Below are 18979 nucleotides of genomic sequence, written 5' to 3' on the forward strand. Positions count from 1 at the left end.
TTGTGGGTAGGTGGAGTAGGCGGAGTAGTTTTCGATCGGCGTCTGTTCCGTGAATGCGCCTGTTCTTGCTTCACTGAAAACTTCTCACTTCGCCTCCACGCCCCACGCTTCCACGCCGCTGGCCGTCGCAATTACCAGGGCCGGTTTGCCGACGATTTCCGTGGCCGCCAGGCCAGCTAGCGCTGCACCGTGGTGAAAGCGATCGAGGACCTGGCCTTCGCGGCTGATGAGTTGAATCGAACCGTCGGCGCCGGCGATGATCCATTGCGATTCTTCGCCTGGCAGGACTTTTCCTGAAGTGACCGCGTCGATCGGGTGGCGCTGCCAACCGAAGGGCAGCGGGAGTTCCCACTGCGCGGTGAAGTCCGGGGCGATGCCGACGAGCGATTCGTGGTTCGCCTGGTCACGGGCGATCGCGCAGATTTCCACGTTCCCATCGCCGTTCAAATCGGCCGTGAAGACCGCGTGCAGGTACCGCGTGCCGACGGAATGATGTTCGCTCGGTTGGCCGTCGTGCGCGAGTGCGACGAGCGTCCCTTGGCGGTTCGTGGTCAACAGCGATCGCTGACCGGACGCGTCGGGTGATGTCACGGCGAGTCGATACACCAACTCCAGGGATTGATTGTTCCAGGCCCGCGTGCCGTCGAGCGCCACGTTGTGAACGCCGCCGGCGCCCCAGAAGGCGACGTTCAATTCCGGCTGTCCGTCAGCATTCAGATCGCCGAATTGGACGTCGGTCAGACCGTCGGACTTGCCGCCTTCGAGTGACGGGTAGCTGAACTTAGTTTTCCAAGCGCTGTCGAACACATGTGCTTGTTGCTGCGCGCTGGCTGAGCCGGCGAAGACGCGCTGCCCGGCGCTATCGACGGCCGTGCGCAGATAGCGGACCACGGCTTCTTCGGGCAGTTCCAGCAAATGTCGTTCGACCAACTCGCCCTTGGCGTCGAGTTCAACCACCTGACGCCAACCGTCGAGGGCGTAGATCTTGGCCGTGGCGTCGCCGTCGCGCGTGACCAGCACGTTGCCTGGCTCTTTGACTGCCTTTGCGGTCCAGAGCTTCGTCAACTTGACCGTTTGCGGTTCCGAACGCGGGGCGATTTCCGCGTCGGGCAATTCTTGCGTTGCGCTTTCCGATCCGCTCGAAGCCGTCTGGGCCTTTTGGTATTCGGCCATTTGCACTTCATAACGCTTCTGCACGTCGTTGAACGTGTCCTGGCCGGCCAGCAGCTTTTGCAGCGATTGCGACAGTTCTTCCGCGAGGTTCGAGTTCAGCCCCGCGTGGTAGTCCTGCACGCGGCCATCCGGTCCGAGGACATACAAGGCCGGCGCGCCAGGGATTTCGAAGGCGTTTTCGAAACACTTGTCGACGTCGCGGACGATCGGCAGTTTGACTTGCCAACCTTGCAGCACCTTTTGCAGTTCCAGGTTGCCTCCTGCGGGATCGGCGATGCTCACGGCGAAGAACTGCACACGATCGTCCTGCGCGTATTCCTCGAAGACGCGTTGCACGAGCGGCATCGTCGCCTGGCAGGGCTCGCACGTGGTGAACCAGAAATCGAGCACGGCGACTTTGCCGGCCAGCGATTCCTTGGTCACGCGGCGGCCGTCGAGCGTGTAAAAGGCAAACTCCGGCGCCGGCTTACCCAACAACGGCGAAGGGGGTTCCGGCCGCGGCATTTCAATGTGACTGACGAACGAATCAACCAGCTTCGCCCCTTCGGGCGTTTCGAACTGAAACGCGACGGCGTCGACCGGTGCGTTCACTTGTGCGCCCGCGAAATCGGCCACCAGTGTAAGATTGCTCACCGCGCCGGCCTGGCTCATCTGCTTCGCCAGTTCCGTCACTGGATATTCCAGCCGACGCAGCACGTGCGTTTTTTGATCGATCCAGAGCAACAACTGGCCATCGGTGCGCTCGATCACCACGCGATCGCAAGGCTCGCCGTCGATTTCGCCTGGAGACATCAGGCGAGGCGGCGCGGAACCAAGTTCCACCAATTGTTCGACGGCCTTGTCGTTAAGCAGGAACGCCAACTGCGGCGACGAACCAGCCAGTCCGCCCGTCAGCACTCCATTCAGCAGTTCGTGGCGATAGATTTCTTCCAAGGTCAGCGCCGCGGGTGCATCGACTTCCAGAACTTCGCCGGCGAGATCGGCGATCGTGGCGCGGAACTTTTCGCCGTCGCTGACGACGAGCGCCTGATAGAGATTCAATCGCAACTTGTTCGGCTTTTCGAGCGTGACGGCGAAATCGACTGCTTCGTCGACCTTGCGTTCTCCCTGCTCGTAAAGCAGACGCACCGTGCCGCTGTCGGCGTACGTTTTGGCGTCGCGGTACGTGGCCGCCAGTTGATTCAACACCGCCTGGGCCTTGATCACTTCCGGCGACTGAGCCGGATCGCCCTTCTTGGCGGCCGACGTCACTCCCGCCTTGGCGATTTCGAGATCGCGCGGGGCGGCGTCGTTGCAGCCAATGAAGGCAAGCGGAGACAGCGCGAGGAATCCGCAAAACAGCGCGCCGAGAAGGCTGCCGCGATGATAGCATGCCAGCATGGGAAGATCCTTTTCCAAAGTCCGATCCGTCGGGCGGGCATTATGCGACACTGGCCCCGGTGGGTAAAGCTCGGATTGGCGAACTGGGCGAATTGCCGGCGCAAAGCCGTCCAAGCCCAGGGAAGGCCCTCGATATCGCCTCCATTGGCGAAGATTTCTGTGGCCTTCCCTGGGCTTAGCGCGAACAAACGTCCATTCCTGCACAGCGCCGTCTCGCCGGCGCTGGAAAAAGTGCGATAATCAAGCGCTATGGACAACTGGCAACCATTCCGCGACTTGTTTCCCACGGCCGCAGCGCTGCCGCCACTCGATTTCGGCGACCCGGCCGGCGAAGAAATGGCGCTCGCGGCCGGCGTTGGCATTGTGCCGTTGCTGGATCGCTCGCAACTTGCGCTCCGCGGTGCGGATCGAGCGTCGTTCCTGCATAACTTGTCCACAAACGACATCCGCCGCCTCGCTCCCGGGCAAGGTTGCGAGGCGTTTCTGCTGAACGCCCCCGGCAAAGTTCTCGCGCACGTCTACGTCTTCGTGGAAGCAGAACAATTGGTGCTCGACACCGTTCCGGGACAGGGGGAGTTCCTGCTGCAGCACCTGGATCGCTATTTGATTCGTGAAAAGGTGGAGTTGGTCCCATTGCCGGATCGCTATGACTTGCTGTTGGCCGGGCCGAAGGCGGCGGATCTATTGGCGCGGCTAGGCGTCACGTCAGAACCGAGCGAGCATTGCAGCCACGCAGCGACGCGCATCGCGGAACATCCGGTCACGATCCGGCGCGTGGATCTCGCCGGCGCCGAGTCATTAATGATTACGTTGGATACCGCGCACGTCGGCTCGGTGTGGACAACATTGTGCAAAGTCGGCGCAACGCCCTGCGGGATGTCCGCTTTCACCGCGGCGCGGATCGCCGCCGGAGCGCCGCTCTTCGGATTCGACATCACCGACGCGAACTTGCCGCAAGAAATCGGCCGCGACCGGCAAGCCATCAGCTTCACCAAAGGCTGTTACATCGGCCAGGAAACGGTTGCTCGCATTGACGCGCTAGGGCATGTGAATCGCCTGCTCGTCGGCCTGCGCGGAACCGGCGACACGGCATTTCCGGCCGGCATGGAACTTAGTGCGGACGATGGCAAGACTGTGGGCACAGTCACGAGCACTGCGTATTCCCATCGCCTGAAGCAGCCCATAGCCCTGGGCTACGTGCGCCGAGCGCAAGCCACGCCAGGCACGATGTTGAATTCGACGTCCGGCCCGGTCGAGGTCGTCGCGCTGCCCATGTAATCGCAGTGATGTATGCGCTTCCTCTGTAGCCGAGGTCTGTGACCTCGGCGCGTTGGACGTTGTTATCTTGAACCACGAAAGGCACGAAAAACACGAACGGTTTGAATTCGGCAATTGAGTAATTGCCGCGCATTCGATCCGCTGTCGAAATCCTGTTCGTGTCTTTCGTGCCTTTCGTGGTTCTTCAATTCCAATGAGACGGGCGCTGGGTGTGATGCGGTGTCCTCTCCGGCCGAGGTCACAGACCTCCGCTACAGTAGACGTTTTCATTCCGCGTGGGGGCGTTGCGCTACGGTGAGCGGGGAAGGCAATGCCGCGAGCCACGCTTGCACGCGTTCCAATTCCGGCGCATCGGGCGGAAAACACGTGATGCGGGATGAGCGCTCAGCGTTCGCAAGATCGTCGCAAAGCAACTGCAATCGCGACTGCAATTGCGAGAGGGCCGCGCTTCGTTCTTCCTTAGCCAATTCACGCGAGCGCAGTTCAACTTGCGTGCCGGTTCGCTCGCGGCGCATTGCGATCAGCCGTCGATCTTGCGCCTTCCAAAGTTCTCCGGCCACGTACGCGCGGCGCAGTTCATTCAACGCATTGAAGTGATACGCCGGATCCGCCCCAAAGAAGACGCTCGCGCAGCCGTTCCGGCGAAACCCGACGATGACCGACTCCGGTTCGCTCGCGGTGCGCAACTCAACGCGCTCCACGAGCGCCGTCGCCTCGCGCATCAAATCTTCACGGTCCTGCTCATCACGCGCCATGCGGACGATTGTCCCTCATGACACCACGTACGGCCAGCCGGATGAGGCCCGCGAAACACACGAAATGACGCGAAAGCTAGAGAGGTTCACAAAGCTACGCAGCGAGTCCTCGCGCCCAACTGAAATGCGGCTGCCTCCTCCTCCGCGTCCTCCGTGCCTTCGTGGTGAATCCTCCAGCGCGACCTCAGTCGCGGAAGAAGATCGCGATTGCGTCGAGCGCTCGCACGGCGACGCCGGGGCTGCGGACTTCTTCGCCGTCGGCGCATTCTTGCCAGAGTCGCAAGGCATAGCGCACGTAGTGCTCGCGATAGACTTCGACGTCAGCGCGGCCGAGGCAATTCACCGTGTGCGGCCAGAGATTGGCCAAGCGGTCGAAGGCTTCTGGTTTGCCGGCGATTGCTTCGAACACCGTGTCGTCGAGCAGTTCCAACTGTTCTTGTGATTGTGGATGCTGGGCGCCGAGCGTATCGGCCGGGGCGCTCGCGAGCTCCAACAACGTCGCTTCGGCCACGGCGGCCGACCAGCGACTCGCGGCTCGGTCGTGCGCGGCATCGGCGCGCCGTTCCATGGGAGCGATAGTCGATACGTCCGGTTCTTTGGTCACGATCGTCTCGCGCGCCCGTTCCTCAGGGAAGGCGCTCACCGTGTCGCTGGCAGCGGACAGCGTCGAGGTATCTTCCAAGGCGCTACCATTCCCAGCCAGTTCTTCCAGCAATTGATCGCCGAGGCGATCGAGATCCTGTCCCGTTACTGCGCCCAAGCGACCGACGCGCGACGAGAAGAACGACGTCTTTCCTGCGGCCAACGCACAGGACACGAAGCCCGGCCAGCCGTTCGTGACCGAAAGGCCCGGGGTGCGTTCGGCGCTCAAATCGAGCAATTCGATGTCATGCTGCCGGAGCACGCGGCGTTGTTCCGGCTGGTGGACCGGAACGCAATTGATTTTGTAGGGACGACGCGGCGAGTATTTGAGACCGGTCGTGAACGACAGTTCCGTGCGGCAACTCGGCGGCAGACAGTTAATCAGTCCGGCCACAAGACACGCTGGCTGCGCGTGCCCGACGATGCCAAAGGGTTGCCCGGCGATCAAGTGACTCAACAATCGCGCGACCCAAGCAGGGCCGGGATCGGACTGGAGTTGCAGGAACACTGATTGATCGACGGCCGCCGCGCGACCTGGTAAGCGGAAGGCGTCGAGCTCCTTCGGCAACTCGTCGTAGATGCGCAGCGAGCCTTGCGCTAATGCCGCAGTCAGCACGGCGAAGGGATTGTTGCCGAAGCGGGCCAGCGAATCCGGGCCGACCACGAGGCACTGCGTGTAGACTTGCGCGCCGCGACGACCGCTGTATTCGCCGCCAGCCGGCTCCGTCTTGGAGATGCAAAACGCGCCGCTCGGCAGTTGGAAGAAGTTGACGCTCACCGCGTCGGCGCCTTCCTCGTACAACGAGTCGTGCGACGGCCCCCACACGCTGATCTCGCGCGCGTCTTCGTCGCAAATGCCGGGACTGCGGGCCACCAACTGGTAGCCCGCGGCACGGTCCGTCCGCGCCGAAGTGAAAACGGCTTGTTCGATCAACATGCCAGGGGTCTCAAGACTTGATGCGCCCAATCAACCACTCGAACGGCTCGATGATGCCGCGCGGTTCGACGCGCAACGGCACCCGAACTCGACCGAGCTTGGGCACATTTCGATACGCGCAGGAACCGGCCACACCGGAGGCAAAGAACTGTACCTCACGGAAGCGTTCCTGGCAGAGCCGGTAAAGGCCCGAGGCATGTCTTGCGGCGAAAGCGGCGGGGTCAATGAAGCAATCTTCCCGCTCGTCCGCTTTGGAGAAAATAAGCGCGATGGGACGGCTAGGCCAACCGGTCTTGGGGTCCTCGTCCAGTTCGATCAGGTAGCTGAGCAACTTCATGGCGAAGTAATCCTGCTCCAGCGTGCCGGATCCGAGCTGCGAAGCGTCCACCAAGAGCAACACGCCGCCGCATTGGCTCAGTAGCGACCGGATCACCTGATACGAACGCGGATGCTCGATTTCTTCCAGCAGCGCTTCGCCGGCCATATCCGGCATGATCAAGTCGACCGGGTGGCGTTGTTTTTGCGCGCGGACCTGAGCGTGGACCCAATTCCAGCGATCCGGTTCGTTCGGCGTTTTGTCCGGAAACTCGCCGCGCGAGAGCGCCGCCGTCGTGATTTGTTGCAGCGTGATCGAGAACGCCCCGCGGGCCAGCAATTGCAGCCGGTCTGGCATCCGCGAGAGCATGTCCATTAACATGCCCAGGTAAACGGTCTTGCCGACGCCGCTGGTGCCGATCGCGGCGACCATGCGGGGACGCACTTTTTGCGTGTTCGCCTGGTGCGCGAGCGCCATCGGCGCGCAGCAATGCCGACACAACTCGGCGTCGAAGGTGTTGCCGCCCCCGCAGATGTAGCAGGGCACCTGAACGGCATAACTCGCCAGGCGATAGGAGTCGAGGTGTAGCGTGCCTTCTTTGATCATGCTCCGGCCTCCTGAAGTTCGGCTTCCGGCTCGGCTGCTTCGCCGTTGTCGCTGAACGACACGTCGCATGCGCCCAAGGCGCAGCGAAAGCCGACGTTGTATCTGCGTGCGATGGGGTTCTCGCCGCTCTGGAATTGGCTCGTCGCCTGATTGTCGAAGTACGTGTCGAAAGCGCCGCCGCGGACGCTCTTCATCGGGTTCGGCAGCACCAGCTCCGGTCGGCCGTAGCCGCCGGCGCCGAAGTTACTCGCGGTCCATTCCCAAACATTTCCAACCAGTTGGTAGACGCCGCCCACGCTAACGCCGGAGCCGAATTCGGTTACCGAGACGATCCGCCCCGGTCCGGAGCCCCAGATATTGGCGCGCTCGCGGTCCATGTTGTCGCCCCACGGATAGCGGCGCTGCATCCGGCTGCCCGGTCCCAAGGGCACCGGCCAACAAGCCGCCTTGACCCACTCGGCGTCGGTCGGCATCCGTTTGCCGACCCAACGGGCGTAGGCCATCGCCTCGTACCAACTCACGCCGATGACAGGTTGATCTTCGGACCCCTCGTGGTAGCGCCCATGCCGCCAGTAGCGCGGTCCCAAGGATCCGGTTTGATCGACGAAATCGATCACCGCCGGCAGGATTTTGGCATCCCAGAGGGCCATCTGTTCATAGCCGCCGGCCATCACGAATTCGAGAAACTGCCGATTCGTGACCGAATAGCGATCCAGGTAATAGGCGTCGACGCGATAGACGGACTTGTGCGCATCGTCGTCCTCTTCCTTGGGATTGATCGAGTGTTCATCCCAAGGGCCAAGCTCGACCTCGCCAGCCGGCACAAACGCCATTTGTTCTGTGAGCTCGTCACGAGTGCGGTCGCGATGCGCCGGTGACAGGTTCGCCACGACCTGCGGACGTAGCATGAGGGCATAGCGCCCTTGCGCGAGCATCTGCTCGACGAGTCCCTCAGTATCTTCGGGGGCCACTGGGGCGCGAGGCTGCTGCACGACGGCCGGCGCAGCGGGCGCGGCCACGGCGGCCGCTGGGGCGGCACGGCTCGTGCGCCAGCCGAGTATCCACAGTGCTCCCAGCGCGAAGCTCACCGCCCCGATCCCAAAGAGCGGCAGACTATTCCACCAACCGCCGAAGACGAGACACGCGCCGCCGACGCCGGCCGATAGCCAAGCCCAGCGTTGCCGCGGCACGGCTTTCAGCTTGGTCACGAGGTCGCGGATTTTGACTCTCACGGCGCTACCCCTTGATGCCCGTTCTTGATGTTCTTCTGTTGACGACGTTTGATCATGTCCCGCTGCAGCGACTCAAATTGTTCCATCACGGAGTCGACGACCGGATCCGAAATCGTGGGCGTCGAATCGCCGCGCACCGGAACGGTCTTGCGCGTGGAGTTAGCGCCCGTTTCTTGTTGCTCGACGAGCAACATCGATTGTTTTTCCAAAGCCCGGCGCAGTTGTTTGAGCTCTCCGGACCATTCGGCCCGCTCTTCCACTTCGCGGCGTTTGTGCTCGGCCAGGGCGGAGTTCGCCTCGGCGGCCCGTTTGCGAATGTGGTCCAACTCGGTCTCGAGCGCGGCGCGATCTTGCTCGACTTCGCGGAGGCGGCGCTCCAGGTCGGAAACAATTTGCGTTTGGCTCGCGCCTTGCCGGCCTTTGAGTTCGGCAAGTTCGGCCCGGGCGTCGGCCAATTCGACCGCCATGCCGGCCATGCGCGAGGACTGAGTGGCGGCCTTTTCGAGTTCCTGCCGCAGAATGCTGATTTCCGATTCGGCCGCATTCCCCTTGGCGGCGGAGCGTTCCAGGCGTTCGATTTTCTCACGGGCCAGCGCCAATTCGGCCGTCAATTGCTCGACTTGCCGGGACGCCTCCGATTGCTCCGCCTGCGTCGCCAGGATCGTGCTCTCGGCGTCGTCCTGCAGGTGGCGCTCACGTTCGGTGAGGCGATGGAAACGCTGCTCGAGAGCTTCGAGCTGCGACGTCAGAAAGGTTTCGAATTCCTGCGCCTGCACGCTGCAATCCGCCAGCGCGCCTCGCACGGAATCCCAACCCAAGCTCGTGAGTAAGTCTTGTTCGGCCACTGCGTGGTTCCGTCGCTGAAGTCCGAGCCTCGACTAGGCGTTTTTCCGGCCGTCGCCTGCGATCGCAAGCTGGGACGGCGCGCCCCGGCGGAGGAGATGCCGGAACAATGTCTGGTTTTTGATAAGTGGTTTCACCATCAACTCCTTCCGGCCAAGGCGCGGGGTTTTTGATGGGGCGGGCCACCGGGGAGTCGGTTCGATCCGCCAAACGAACTCTAGGTCAAGCCGGGCCAAGGAGCAAAGTAACCAGGGCCCCTGGAGGAAATCGGCGTTCGTTTCGCCGCCGCCCAGCAGCCCTAACCGGCAAAATCGGGCGCAATCGCGGCACAAACGAACTGAGCCGGCAATCTTTGGCCCAAGTCTGCCAGCGAGTTTTCCGACTGGGTGACTTGCCTTGAATTGGCATTTTGGGCAAGATGAGCCATGTTTGGGTGGCGGGCCGCATGGCGGCTCACGCCTTTGGGCTTCCGGTACTTTCAATAGGTGATGGAAATGGTCTCGAAATACTCCCTGGCTCTGTTCGCGTTGCTGGCCGCTTTCGCTCCCGGCGCGATCTCCCCGACCACGGCCGACGCCGCGGTACTGCGTCGCGCCGCCCGGCTCGATGCCGAGGCTTGCTGCGATCCGTGCATCGACTACCGCGATCGCTCCTGCGTTCCGGCCTGCGAGCGGACCGTCAAGACGGAGCTGTGCGTGTATGATTGTTGCAGCTGCTGCGACATCAAGATCCCGGTGTGCCTGCCGTGCTGCTGCACGGGCGAGCCGACCGTTTGCTGCCGCAACGGCCTCTTCGGACGCCAGGTCGTCCGCTACGATTGGTGCTGCGGTTGCAGCGTGCAGGTGGTTATCCTCCGCTGCGGCGACGTGGTCGTCACCTATCTGTAGTCGAAATCATCGGCCGTCATGCCGCCCCCGCGGCGGCATGACGCGCCGCGTGTTTTGCTCGCCAGCGACCGCCACGCGCCAACGCAAGCGGCGTTGAGCATCTCTTCACGTGGATGGTTCCCTTGCAGAAGTCTAAGCGCCACCAAAGACCGGTCGCCGCGGCGCTCCAGGAATCGCGCAGCGCCGAAGCGCTGACGATTGGCTGGCTGCTATCGGTGATGACGACGCTGTTGTGCGTGTGTGGCGCGCTCGTGGCACGCTGGATCGGCGTCGCGCGGCTGCCGGTGCTCTCCGGGTTGCTCCTCTTCGCGGCGCTCGTGATTGGCGTCGCCTCGCTAGGTCTCGGCGTGCTCATCCGCCGGGTACGCAGCGTTCCCCCGCCCCGTGGCGTGTATGTGTTTGCCACGGTCGTGGGAATCCTGCCGATCTTGGCGGTGATTCTCGACGCGCTGCTGTAGCGATACCGATGTGTACAAATCCGGTACACTAACTAGCCCGTGGCGCCAGCGAGGGAGGACCGGCGTCGTTGAGAGTTTGGAGATCGAACTCTCAGCAACATCAACTCCCCCTCGCTGGCGCTACGAGGCTAGTGTGGCGCGAAGCACGACTCGCCAGGCAATTTGATCTTCTGAGAATCACTCCGCAATGCCGGGCACGGATTACGCCAGTCGCGAGCATCACGAGTTCCTCGACGCCACGACCCAGGCGTTGGCGAACGCGAACTTGCAACTGGCGCTCGCCAATCTCGGCGATACGCTCGGTCAACGGAACAAAGACGCCTTCGCGGCGTTGCCGGATGCCGACGCCCTGCGCGAGCGCGCGCGGGCGATCAAAGACGCGACGTTGGCGGAACTGGATCGCCACTTGGAAACTCTGGAAGCCAGCGTTCAGCGTCTCGGCGGCCAGGTGCATTTCGCCGGCGACGGCGACGACGCCTGCCGAATCATTGAGAGCATTTTGCGCGGTTGCGGCGCGCGGCGCGTCGTGAAAAGCAAGTCGATGACGACGGAGGAGATTCACCTCAATCGCGCGTTGGAAGCGGCGGGCGTCGAGGTCGTGGAGACAGACTTCGGCGAGTTCATCATCCAAGTCGCCAAGCAGCGACCGTCGCACCTGGTGGCGCCGGCACTGCATCTGCGTACGCCAGAAGTGGCGCAACTCTTATCGGATCACGCGAAGCGCCCACTGCCGGCGGACGCCGAGCAGCTCGCCGCGTATGCTCGCGAAACGCTGCGCGAGAAATTCGCCACGGCCGATGTCGGCATAACGGGGGCGAATTTTGCGGTAGCCGAGACGGGCACGATCGTGTTGGTCTCGAATGAAGGGAACGCCCGGCTCACCGTGACGATGCCGCGCGTGCAGATCGCCATCATGGGCATTGAGAAGGTGGTTCCCAAATTCGCCGACCTGCCGGCGTTCTTGAAGGTGTTGGCCCGCGCCGCGACAGGACAGACGCTGTCCGTCTACACGTCGTTGGTCACCGGCCCGCGCCGCGACGGCGAGCATGATGGCCCTGAAGAATTCCACTTAGTGCTGCTCGATAACGGTCGATCGCGGATTCTGTCGGGGCCCTTGCGCGAGAGCTTGTTCTGTATCCGCTGCGGCGCCTGCCTCAACGCCTGCCCGGTGTATCGCAATATCGGCGGGCACGCGTATGGCGGCGTATATGCCGGGCCGATCGGCGCGGTATTGACGCCGCTTTACGATGGCTTAGCGGAAAACAAGCACTTGCCGCACGCCTCAAGTCTTTGCGGCGCATGCCAAACGGCCTGCCCGGTGAAAATTGCGATTCCTGAATTGCTGGTAAAGCTGCGCGGCGCGCTGCATGAATTGCCGGCTGGCGATTTGCGCATTGAACATTTGGCCTATCTCTTTTGGGCGCGCGCGATGCGTTCACCAAGACTCTATCGTCTCGGCACCTGGCTCGCGACACGGACGATCGGCCGCTGGACGAAAAAGACGCGCTGGCTCAAGCGGCTACCGGGCGGATTGCACGGCTGGACTGCGTCCCGCGATTTCCCCGCTCCGGCCGCGGAGCGCTTTCGCGACTGGTGGTCGCGCGAGGCGGAACAATGAACCGAGAACAATTCCTCGCCCAAGTGCGCACCGCCGCGGCTGCCGGTCGGATGTATCGCGTGCATCCGCGACCTCATGCGCATGGCAAGTACGAACCAGCCGATGAGGCAGAAGCTCAGGCGCGTTTTCATCGCGAGGTCGTCAACGCTGGCGGCGCCTTCCATCCATTGGATGATGGCCTGGCGCTGCGAGAACTGTTGGCGTCATTGATCGATCGCCATGCGTGCCGAAGCGCGATCGTGTGGCGGCATCCGGCGCTGGAACGCCACGGCGTTTATGGAATGCTTGATCAGCTCGGCGTCACTTGGCTCGACGCGGAGCGGGCGGAACGCCTCGCGCCGACCGAGCGCCGCGCGGCCTGGCTCGCGGCCGATCTCGGCATCACGGCCGCTGATTTCGCCATCGCGGAGACCGGTTCCGTCGTGGTGCAATCGCGCCGCGGCCAGGAGCGGATGGCCAGCCTGTTGCCGAAGGTGCATCTGGCGATCGTCGAGCCGGCGATGATCGTGCCCGATTTGTTCGATCTGTTCGCCCGACTCGAACTGCACGGCCTCGACCAATTACCGAGCAACCTCACGCTCATCACCGGGCCTAGCAAGACCGGCGACCTGGAGTTGCGGCTGGTGACGGGCGTGCATGGGCCAAAGGCCTGGCACGTGGCGATGATCAATACGCCGTAGAGCTGCGCCGCGCCACTCGCGGCTAGTCGGCTGGCAATTCTTTAGAGCCGACGATCGTCAGGTTCATGCCGATCTGGACGCTGACGACTTTGTCGCCGATTTTGAGCGGCATCTTGCCGTTTAAATACCAGCCCAGCGAGCCGGTGGAGAATTCCTTCACCTCGGCCAGCTGAGGACTGCCGCCGATGGCGACTTCGATCGCCTGGGCATGATTGCGGAACTCTTCACGCGTAATCGGACAGTTGGTCTTCGCCATGATGGGTCATCGCTCCGTCAATAAAATGACTGCTTATTCGGGATTGGCTGGAGCCGAATGTACCAGCGCGATCCGGCCGCGAAAAGCCGGATTAAGTGAACCTGCACCATGCGTTTAGAGCCAGTTCGCCACGTCTTTGGCCCAATACGTGAGGATGATGTCCGCACCGGCGCGGCGAATCGCCGCCAGGCTTTCCAGCACGACGGACTGTTCATCCAGCCACCCTTGCCGGGCGGCGGCCTTGATCATGCTGTATTCGCCCGAGACGTTGTAAGCGGCTAACGGCACGCCAGGAAATCGTGTACGTACGCGGTGAATGACATCGAGATACGCCAGCGCCGGTTTGACCATCACCAGGTCGGCGCCTTCGGCGAGGTCCTGCTCCACTTCGCGCAGCGCTTGGCCGGGGTCCGCGGCGTAATCCATCTGATAGCTGCGCCGATCGCCGAACTGCGGCGCGCTTTCGGCCGCGTCGCGAAAGGGCCCGTAGAATGCGCTGGCGTATTTCGCCGCATAGCTGAGGATCGGCATCTCAGTGCGGCCCGCGGCGTCCAGGCCGCGACGAATCGCTCCGACCATGCCGTCCATCATGCCGCTGGGCGCAATGATGTCGGCGCCAGCCTGGGCGTGGCTGACCGCCTGGCGCGCCAATAATTCGAGCGTGGCGTCGTTGTCCACGTCGGGCCCATGCGAGGTTTCCCCTATGACACCGCAATGTCCGTGGCTGGTGTACTCGCAGAAGCAAACGTCGGTGATGACGAGCAATTCCGGCGCGGCGGCCTTCATCGCCTGGACCGCGCGCTGCACGATCCCCTGATCACGACAAGCGTCGCTGCCCGCTGCATCCTTTTGCGACGGAATGCCAAACAGGATCACTCCGCCCAACCCCAGGCGCCGCGCCTCGTCCGCTTCCTGGGCCAGGTCCGCAAGGGTGAGCTGATACTGTCCGGGCATCGAGGTAATTTCTTGCCGCGGCCCGGCGCCGTCGCGCACGAAGAGCGGCAGAACCAATTGACTTGGCGACAAATGAACGTGTCGCGTGAGCGCGCGCATCTGCGGCAAATAGCGCAATCGCCGCAAACGTGTCGTGGGAAAATTCATGGCTCGTTCGATTCCGGATCGGCGACGGGCGCGGAGGACGACTCTGTTGAGGCCGTGGTGCTGTTCGTGTCGTCCTCAACCGGCTTCGGCGGCAGGCTGGCCATCAAGTCGTTCACAGCTTGCACCGTCTCCAACGCCCAAGGCTTATCGGCGTAAAGTTCGATAATGCCGGCGTAGATGTCCCGCGCGGCTTCGGGATCCTCGCCCCGCAGATCCGCGGCGATGTTGAGGCGCGACTCTATGTACCGCAAGTCGTCCGTCATCGTTTCGGTGACCGCCATGCGGGCGTTGAAGCGCTGTCGCCTGGCGAGTTCGAGGATCCGCTGCGTCGTGGTGCCACTCTCAGGCGACGTGCCAAACAATTTGATCAGGGCGTCGAGTTTCTCGGCGCCGGCCGCTTCGTCCTGGCGTAAAGCGCGAACCGCATCCACGTAGGCGCGCTCAATCGGCGTCAGCTTCTTCGCGCTGCCAACGCGACGCGCTTCGCGTTCGAACTGCCGTTCGAGCTTATCAATGGCGATCTCCTCTTGATATCGCTGCAATCTCGCGCGATCCGAGAGTTCCAAGTGAAAATCCTGGCTGGACAGCAACTGCTCGATGGCGCCATCCACCGCGGCCAGTCCCTGAGTGGTGCCGGAGGCGGCCTCGACACGGGCCAGCAACGAATCCGCGTCGGGCGGTTGCAACAGCCACCAGATCAACAGTCCGAGACCCAGCAGCGTGACCGCGAGCGCCGCGGTTTGCCAAGCCACGGCGTGCGTCGATTCCTCGTCGCGCTCCGCATCTTCCTGATCGGCTTCCTCGACCGTTTTGAAAACCCGCGTCGTTTGCCGCATGATCGTCGGCGCGAGCTCGAACGCGTCGTCGACAGCGCGTACCGCGACGTGGACGTCGGCCGCTGTGGCCGCGACGCGCGTACCGGACGATTGGTCCGCGTCCCGCGAGGGTGCTCCCGGCAGAAACTCCATCGTCTCGGACGGACTGGGATGCCCGAGACCGTTCTCCGGCGCGGCCAGCGTGGCCGCGTTGGCGATATCGGCATCCGCAACGGCGCGAGGGATCTGCGGCGCGCGCTCCTCGGCGTCGGCCAAATCTTCCAGCATGCCTTCCAAGCGGCGAATCACCACGGCCGCGTTGGCCAGGCGTTTTTCCGGTTCCTTGGCGAGCAACTGCGAAATGATCTTTTCCAGTTCCGGCGGCGTGTCCGGCGCATAACGTCGTACAGGGTCCGGTTCGGCAAAACGTTGGAGTTGCAGCATCTCCGGCAAGGTGCGAGCGCGAAACGGCGGCCTTCGGGCCAACAGCGTATACATCACGCCGCCCAAGCTATAGAGATCGGTCCGCTCGGTCGCGGCGCGGCCGTCCGCCTGCTCCGGCGCCATGAATTCGGCGGTGCCGATGATGCCGCCCTCGATCGTCATGCCCGAAGCGCCAAACAACTTGGCGATGCCGAAATCGGAGAGCTTCACTTCCTCCGTCTTGTTCAGCATCAAGTTCGCCGGCTTGATATCGCGGTGGATGATCCCGCGATCATGGGCATGCCGCAACGCCCGGCAGGTTTGAATGGTGATGCCGGTCACATCGCGCCAATCGAAACGGCGACCGACGGCCAGTTCTTCTTCCAGGCTGCGGCCTTCGACCAATTCCATCGCGTAGAACAGCAGCCCATCCTGCTCGCCGAAGCCATACAACCGGACGATGTGTGGATGCCGGAGCTTTCGCAGCGATTCGACCTCGGCCTCGAAGCGATCGCGAAAGCCCTCGTCCTGAGAGAGCGCCGCGGCCAGCACTTTCACGGCGGCAGGCTGCTGGTCCTGCTGATTGATCGCGGCATACACCGTCCCCATCCCGCCGCGCCCAAGCCGGCGGCCAATGCGATAGGGACCGAGTTGCTCCGGGACGGGCATGGCGAGCGAATCAAGGTAAGGAACGAATCAATCCGGCACGCGTCACGCCGGAAAGGGCGTTCTGACGCGAGCCAAATTCATCGTAACACGCCGAGGGGGCGGTCACCAGCAAGCGATGAAAGGCCTCGTCACGGGCCGGAATCATTGACATCACCCTGTCGTTCCGCCACGATCAGGTGGTATGGATGAGCGAACAAAACAGAGCCCTGAGCGGCCACTGGATCCGCAGGCGGAGGGTCAACCGGCGCCCATTCCCGCAGAATGGTTGGCCGATTTTCAGGCCGCGGCAAAACGCCCGTTGGAACAACGCTTCCGATACGCGTTCATCAAAACGTACCGCCCCGTCCTGGACGACGAGCCGTATCGTTCATTCGAGACGATGGCGGACTATCGAAAATGGTGCGAAGAGAACTTGCCAAGCTGGTTGGGATATGGGCGCGTTTGAATATCGTCAGGCCGAAGAAATCCGCGATGCATTCGCCAAGAATGGCGTGCGCTACATGTTCTTGGGAAAGTCCGGCGCGATCTTGCTAGGTTTTCCTGACACGACCCAGGACGCCGACGTCTTTGTGTTGCGCGATCTCGAAAATGGCATCGCGATCACGCACGCTCTGACTGAGCTGGGCTTCACACTTACGGAGCTTCAGAGGAACGACATTCGTCGCGGAAAAGATTTTGTTCAGCTGAAGAACGGTCCTTTCGACTTGGATTTGATCTTCGCGCCCGACGGAATTGAAGGCTTCTCCGAAGCCTGGAGTCGACGCCAAGAAGTCGCTGGTTTTTTCGTATGCAGCCTAGACGATATTATCGCCAGCAAAGAAGCAACCGGGCGACAAAAGGATCGTGAATCGCTTCCTCGACTCAAAGCATTCCGCGAATACCTCAGATCCAATCCCAAGGCTTTCGGCAATTAGGCCGTATTGCACGCCGCGGTGACGATGGTCGCTGACAACATCCTGCGACGCTTACCAACTCCGCGGCGTCACGCGCCCCTGCACTCGCCCCGGCAGGCCTTGGATGCGTAGGAAACCCTCCGCGTCCGTTTGGTTGTAGCTGCCGCCGCCTTCCATGCTGGCGATGCCTTCGTCGTAGAGGTTGTTCGGGCTTTGGCGGCTGGCGACGGAGATGTTCCCCTTGTAGAGGCCGAGGGTCACTTCGCCCGTGACGGGCGTTTGCGCCTGGCGGATGAAGGCCAGCAGGGCGTCGAGTTTGGCGTGGTACCAGAAACCGTAGTAGACCATCTCGGCGACTTCCGGCGCCAGTCGATCGCGAAGGTGCATCAGGTCGCGGTCGACAGTGAGTTGTTCGATGTAGCGATGGGCGTCGTAGAGAATCGTCATTCCCGGCGCTTCGTACACGCCGCGGCTCTTCATGCCGACGAAGCGGTTTTCGACCATGTCGATCCGCCCAATGCCGTTCCGGCCGCCGATCTTGTTCAGTTCAAGCACCAGTTCGATCGGGTTGAGCTGCTTGCCGTTGACGCTCACCGGCACGCCGTGCTGAAAGCCGACCGTCAAGCGTTCCACGGCGTCGGGCGCTTGCCTGGGGGAAACCGTCATGCCGAAATCGACCAGGTCGACGCCGCAGACGGTCAGGTCCTCGAGTTGGCCGGCCTCGTAGCTGATGTGCAGGCAGTTCTCATCGGAGCTATACGGCTTGGCCGACGATGCCTTGACCGGAATCTTCCGTTCCTCGCAAAAGGCGATCATCTCCTTACGTCCCGGGAACGCCGCCCGGAATTTTTCGATCCGCCAGGGGGCGATGATCTTCACTGCCGGGTTGAGCACCTCGGCCGCTAACTGGAAGCGGCATTGGTCGTTGCCCTTGCCGGTGGCCCCGTGGGCGTAGGCGTCCGCGCCGACTTCCCGCGCGACCTGGAGACACACCTTGGAGATCAACGGCCGGGCGATCGACGTCCCGAGGAGATAGACCCCCTCGTACTTGGCCTGCCACTGGAGGACCGGAAACGCGAAGTCCCGGCATAGCTCCTCGCGCGCGTCGACGATCCGGGAGCTGGCCGCGCCGCATTGCTTGGCCTTGTTGAGGATCGCCTGACGGTCCTCGCACGGCTGGCCCAGGTCGACGTATACGGCGTGAACTTCGTAGCCCTCCTCCTGCAACCAACCGAGGATCACCGAGGTATCAAGGCCGCCGGAATAGGCCAAAACGCAACTGGGCATGGGGGTGCTCGCGAACCGAAGACAGCGAAGAAACCGCCATTTTGCGGGGAACTCAGCCCGGGAACAAGGAGTGGCCGCGAGACCGCCAGGTTCGCTGCCGCCTGTTCAGACGCGCGACTTTTCGAGCCGCAGCAGGGCCACAGTCAATTGGACGGCGTTCGAGACTTCCATCTTCGCGAAGATTTGGGCCCGGTGGTATTCGACGGTCTTGGGACTGATGCCGAGTTTAGCCGCAATCGTCTTCGTCTCGAGTCCTTGGAAGATCAGATCGGCAACTTCGCGTTCCCGCGGCGACAGGAGCGAAAACCGTAGCGAGAGCTGCCGCAGTTCCTGGCAGCGCTGAAGCTGTTCCGCGTCCTTGCTGACGGCACTGGTGATCAATCGCTGGAGACTGGTTGCATCGCCGGGCTTTTCCAATACGAACATCGCGCCGGCGATCATCGCGTCGACCGTGGCCCGCACCGTGGGGTTCGCCGCCAGGGCGATGACCGGCAACGGACAACTCGCTTGCCGGATTTCCTCGATCAGCTTGACGCCGGGGCGGTCCGGCAAGGTCAGCTCGCAGATGACGCAGGCCGGCCGACTGACTTCCGTCTGCTCCAAGAAAGCCGCTGCCGTGCGATGGGCCAGGAACTTCGGCGGATGTGCGGTGAACAATCCGCGTATGACGTTGACCGAAAGCGGATCGGGATCAACGATGTGAATTGTCGAAGTTCGTTGCATTCCCGCT

At 62.6% G+C, this 18979-nt stretch carries 17 protein-coding genes; 6 read left to right on the forward strand and 11 right to left on the reverse strand.

Translation table 11 applies throughout. From position 1 onward, the window contains the following. Window positions 1-84 precede the first annotated feature (84 nt). Window positions 85-2553, reverse strand: coding sequence for a redoxin domain-containing protein (locus tag SGJ19_19345; GenBank protein ID MDZ4782406.1), 2469 nt, complete (start codon window positions 2551-2553; stop codon window positions 85-87). Between the two features lie 249 nt (window positions 2554-2802). Here SGJ19_19345 and SGJ19_19350 point away from each other — a divergent pair, with 249 nt between their 5' ends. Next, window positions 2803-3831: a glycine cleavage T C-terminal barrel domain-containing protein gene (locus SGJ19_19350; protein ID MDZ4782407.1), complete on the forward strand. Its 1029-nt coding sequence runs from the start codon at window positions 2803-2805 to the stop codon at window positions 3829-3831. Between the two features lie 266 nt (window positions 3832-4097). Here the strand turns inward: SGJ19_19350 and SGJ19_19355 are convergent, their stop codons facing one another. The 5 genes from SGJ19_19355 to SGJ19_19375 all read right to left on the reverse strand — a co-directional run bounded on the left by SGJ19_19355 (window position 4098) and on the right by SGJ19_19375 (window position 9164). Next, window positions 4098-4586: a hypothetical protein gene (locus SGJ19_19355; GenBank protein MDZ4782408.1), complete on the reverse strand. Its 489-nt coding sequence runs from the start codon at window positions 4584-4586 to the stop codon at window positions 4098-4100. A gap of 184 nt (window positions 4587-4770) precedes the next feature. Beyond that, entirely contained in the window at window positions 4771-6165 is a 1395-nt protein-coding gene (locus SGJ19_19360; protein ID MDZ4782409.1) for a hypothetical protein, read from the reverse strand. A 10-nt stretch (window positions 6166-6175) separates the two neighbouring features. Continuing rightward, the gene (locus SGJ19_19365) at window positions 6176-7087 is read right to left on the reverse strand and encodes a hypothetical protein (GenBank protein ID MDZ4782410.1); all 912 of its coding nucleotides are present in this window, start codon (window positions 7085-7087) and stop codon (window positions 6176-6178) included. Further along, window positions 7084-8319, reverse strand: a complete 1236-nt coding sequence (locus SGJ19_19370) for an SUMF1/EgtB/PvdO family nonheme iron enzyme (GenBank protein MDZ4782411.1) — start codon at window positions 8317-8319, stop codon at window positions 7084-7086. The genes SGJ19_19365 and SGJ19_19370 overlap by 4 nt, the downstream gene beginning before the upstream one ends. Continuing rightward, window positions 8316-9164: a hypothetical protein gene (locus tag SGJ19_19375; GenBank protein ID MDZ4782412.1), complete on the reverse strand. Its 849-nt coding sequence runs from the start codon at window positions 9162-9164 to the stop codon at window positions 8316-8318. The genes SGJ19_19370 and SGJ19_19375 overlap by 4 nt, the downstream gene beginning before the upstream one ends. Before the next feature lie 492 nt (window positions 9165-9656). Here SGJ19_19375 and SGJ19_19380 point away from each other — a divergent pair, with 492 nt between their 5' ends. The 4 genes from SGJ19_19380 (at window position 9657) to SGJ19_19395 (ending at window position 12805) form a co-directional block, all read left to right on the forward strand. Continuing rightward, window positions 9657-10049: a hypothetical protein gene (locus tag SGJ19_19380; protein ID MDZ4782413.1), complete on the forward strand. Its 393-nt coding sequence runs from the start codon at window positions 9657-9659 to the stop codon at window positions 10047-10049. A 122-nt stretch (window positions 10050-10171) separates the two neighbouring features. Then, complete coding sequence (locus SGJ19_19385; protein MDZ4782414.1) at window positions 10172-10507, forward strand: hypothetical protein; 336 nt, start codon at window positions 10172-10174, stop codon at window positions 10505-10507. 187 nt (window positions 10508-10694) lie between these two features. Next, on the forward strand, window positions 10695-12125 hold the full coding sequence (locus tag SGJ19_19390; protein ID MDZ4782415.1) for a LutB/LldF family L-lactate oxidation iron-sulfur protein: 1431 nt from the start codon (window positions 10695-10697) through the stop codon (window positions 12123-12125). Further along, window positions 12122-12805: a lactate utilization protein C gene (locus SGJ19_19395; protein ID MDZ4782416.1), complete on the forward strand. Its 684-nt coding sequence runs from the start codon at window positions 12122-12124 to the stop codon at window positions 12803-12805. Before SGJ19_19390 ends, SGJ19_19395 begins: the two co-directional genes overlap by 4 nt. Before the next feature lie 22 nt (window positions 12806-12827). Here SGJ19_19395 and SGJ19_19400 read toward each other — a convergent pair whose 3' ends face one another. The 3 genes from SGJ19_19400 to SGJ19_19410 all read right to left on the reverse strand — a co-directional run bounded on the left by SGJ19_19400 (window position 12828) and on the right by SGJ19_19410 (window position 16069). Continuing rightward, window positions 12828-13061: a hypothetical protein gene (locus tag SGJ19_19400; GenBank protein ID MDZ4782417.1), complete on the reverse strand. Its 234-nt coding sequence runs from the start codon at window positions 13059-13061 to the stop codon at window positions 12828-12830. A 114-nt stretch (window positions 13062-13175) separates the two neighbouring features. Continuing rightward, entirely contained in the window at window positions 13176-14162 is a 987-nt protein-coding gene (hemB, locus tag SGJ19_19405) for a porphobilinogen synthase (protein ID MDZ4782418.1), read from the reverse strand. Continuing rightward, complete coding sequence (locus SGJ19_19410; GenBank protein MDZ4782419.1) at window positions 14159-16069, reverse strand: serine/threonine-protein kinase; 1911 nt, start codon at window positions 16067-16069, stop codon at window positions 14159-14161. Before SGJ19_19410 ends, hemB begins: the two co-directional genes overlap by 4 nt. A 185-nt stretch (window positions 16070-16254) precedes the next feature. Between SGJ19_19410 and SGJ19_19415 the strand changes: the two genes are divergently transcribed. Beyond that, the gene (locus SGJ19_19415) at window positions 16255-16983 is read left to right on the forward strand and encodes a hypothetical protein (GenBank protein ID MDZ4782420.1); all 729 of its coding nucleotides are present in this window, start codon (window positions 16255-16257) and stop codon (window positions 16981-16983) included. A gap of 51 nt (window positions 16984-17034) precedes the next feature. Here the strand turns inward: SGJ19_19415 and SGJ19_19420 are convergent, their stop codons facing one another. Beyond that, a complete protein-coding gene (locus SGJ19_19420) occupies window positions 17035-18249 on the reverse strand; it encodes an argininosuccinate synthase (protein ID MDZ4782421.1) in 1215 nt (404 codons plus the stop codon). 105 nt (window positions 18250-18354) lie between these two features. Next, the gene (locus tag SGJ19_19425; protein MDZ4782422.1) at window positions 18355-18972 is read right to left on the reverse strand and encodes a LuxR C-terminal-related transcriptional regulator; all 618 of its coding nucleotides are present in this window, start codon (window positions 18970-18972) and stop codon (window positions 18355-18357) included. Window positions 18973-18979: the final 7 nt, after the last annotated feature.

Source organism: Planctomycetia bacterium, assembly GCA_034440135.1.
Classification (GTDB): domain Bacteria; phylum Planctomycetota; class Planctomycetia; order Pirellulales; family JALHLM01; genus JALHLM01.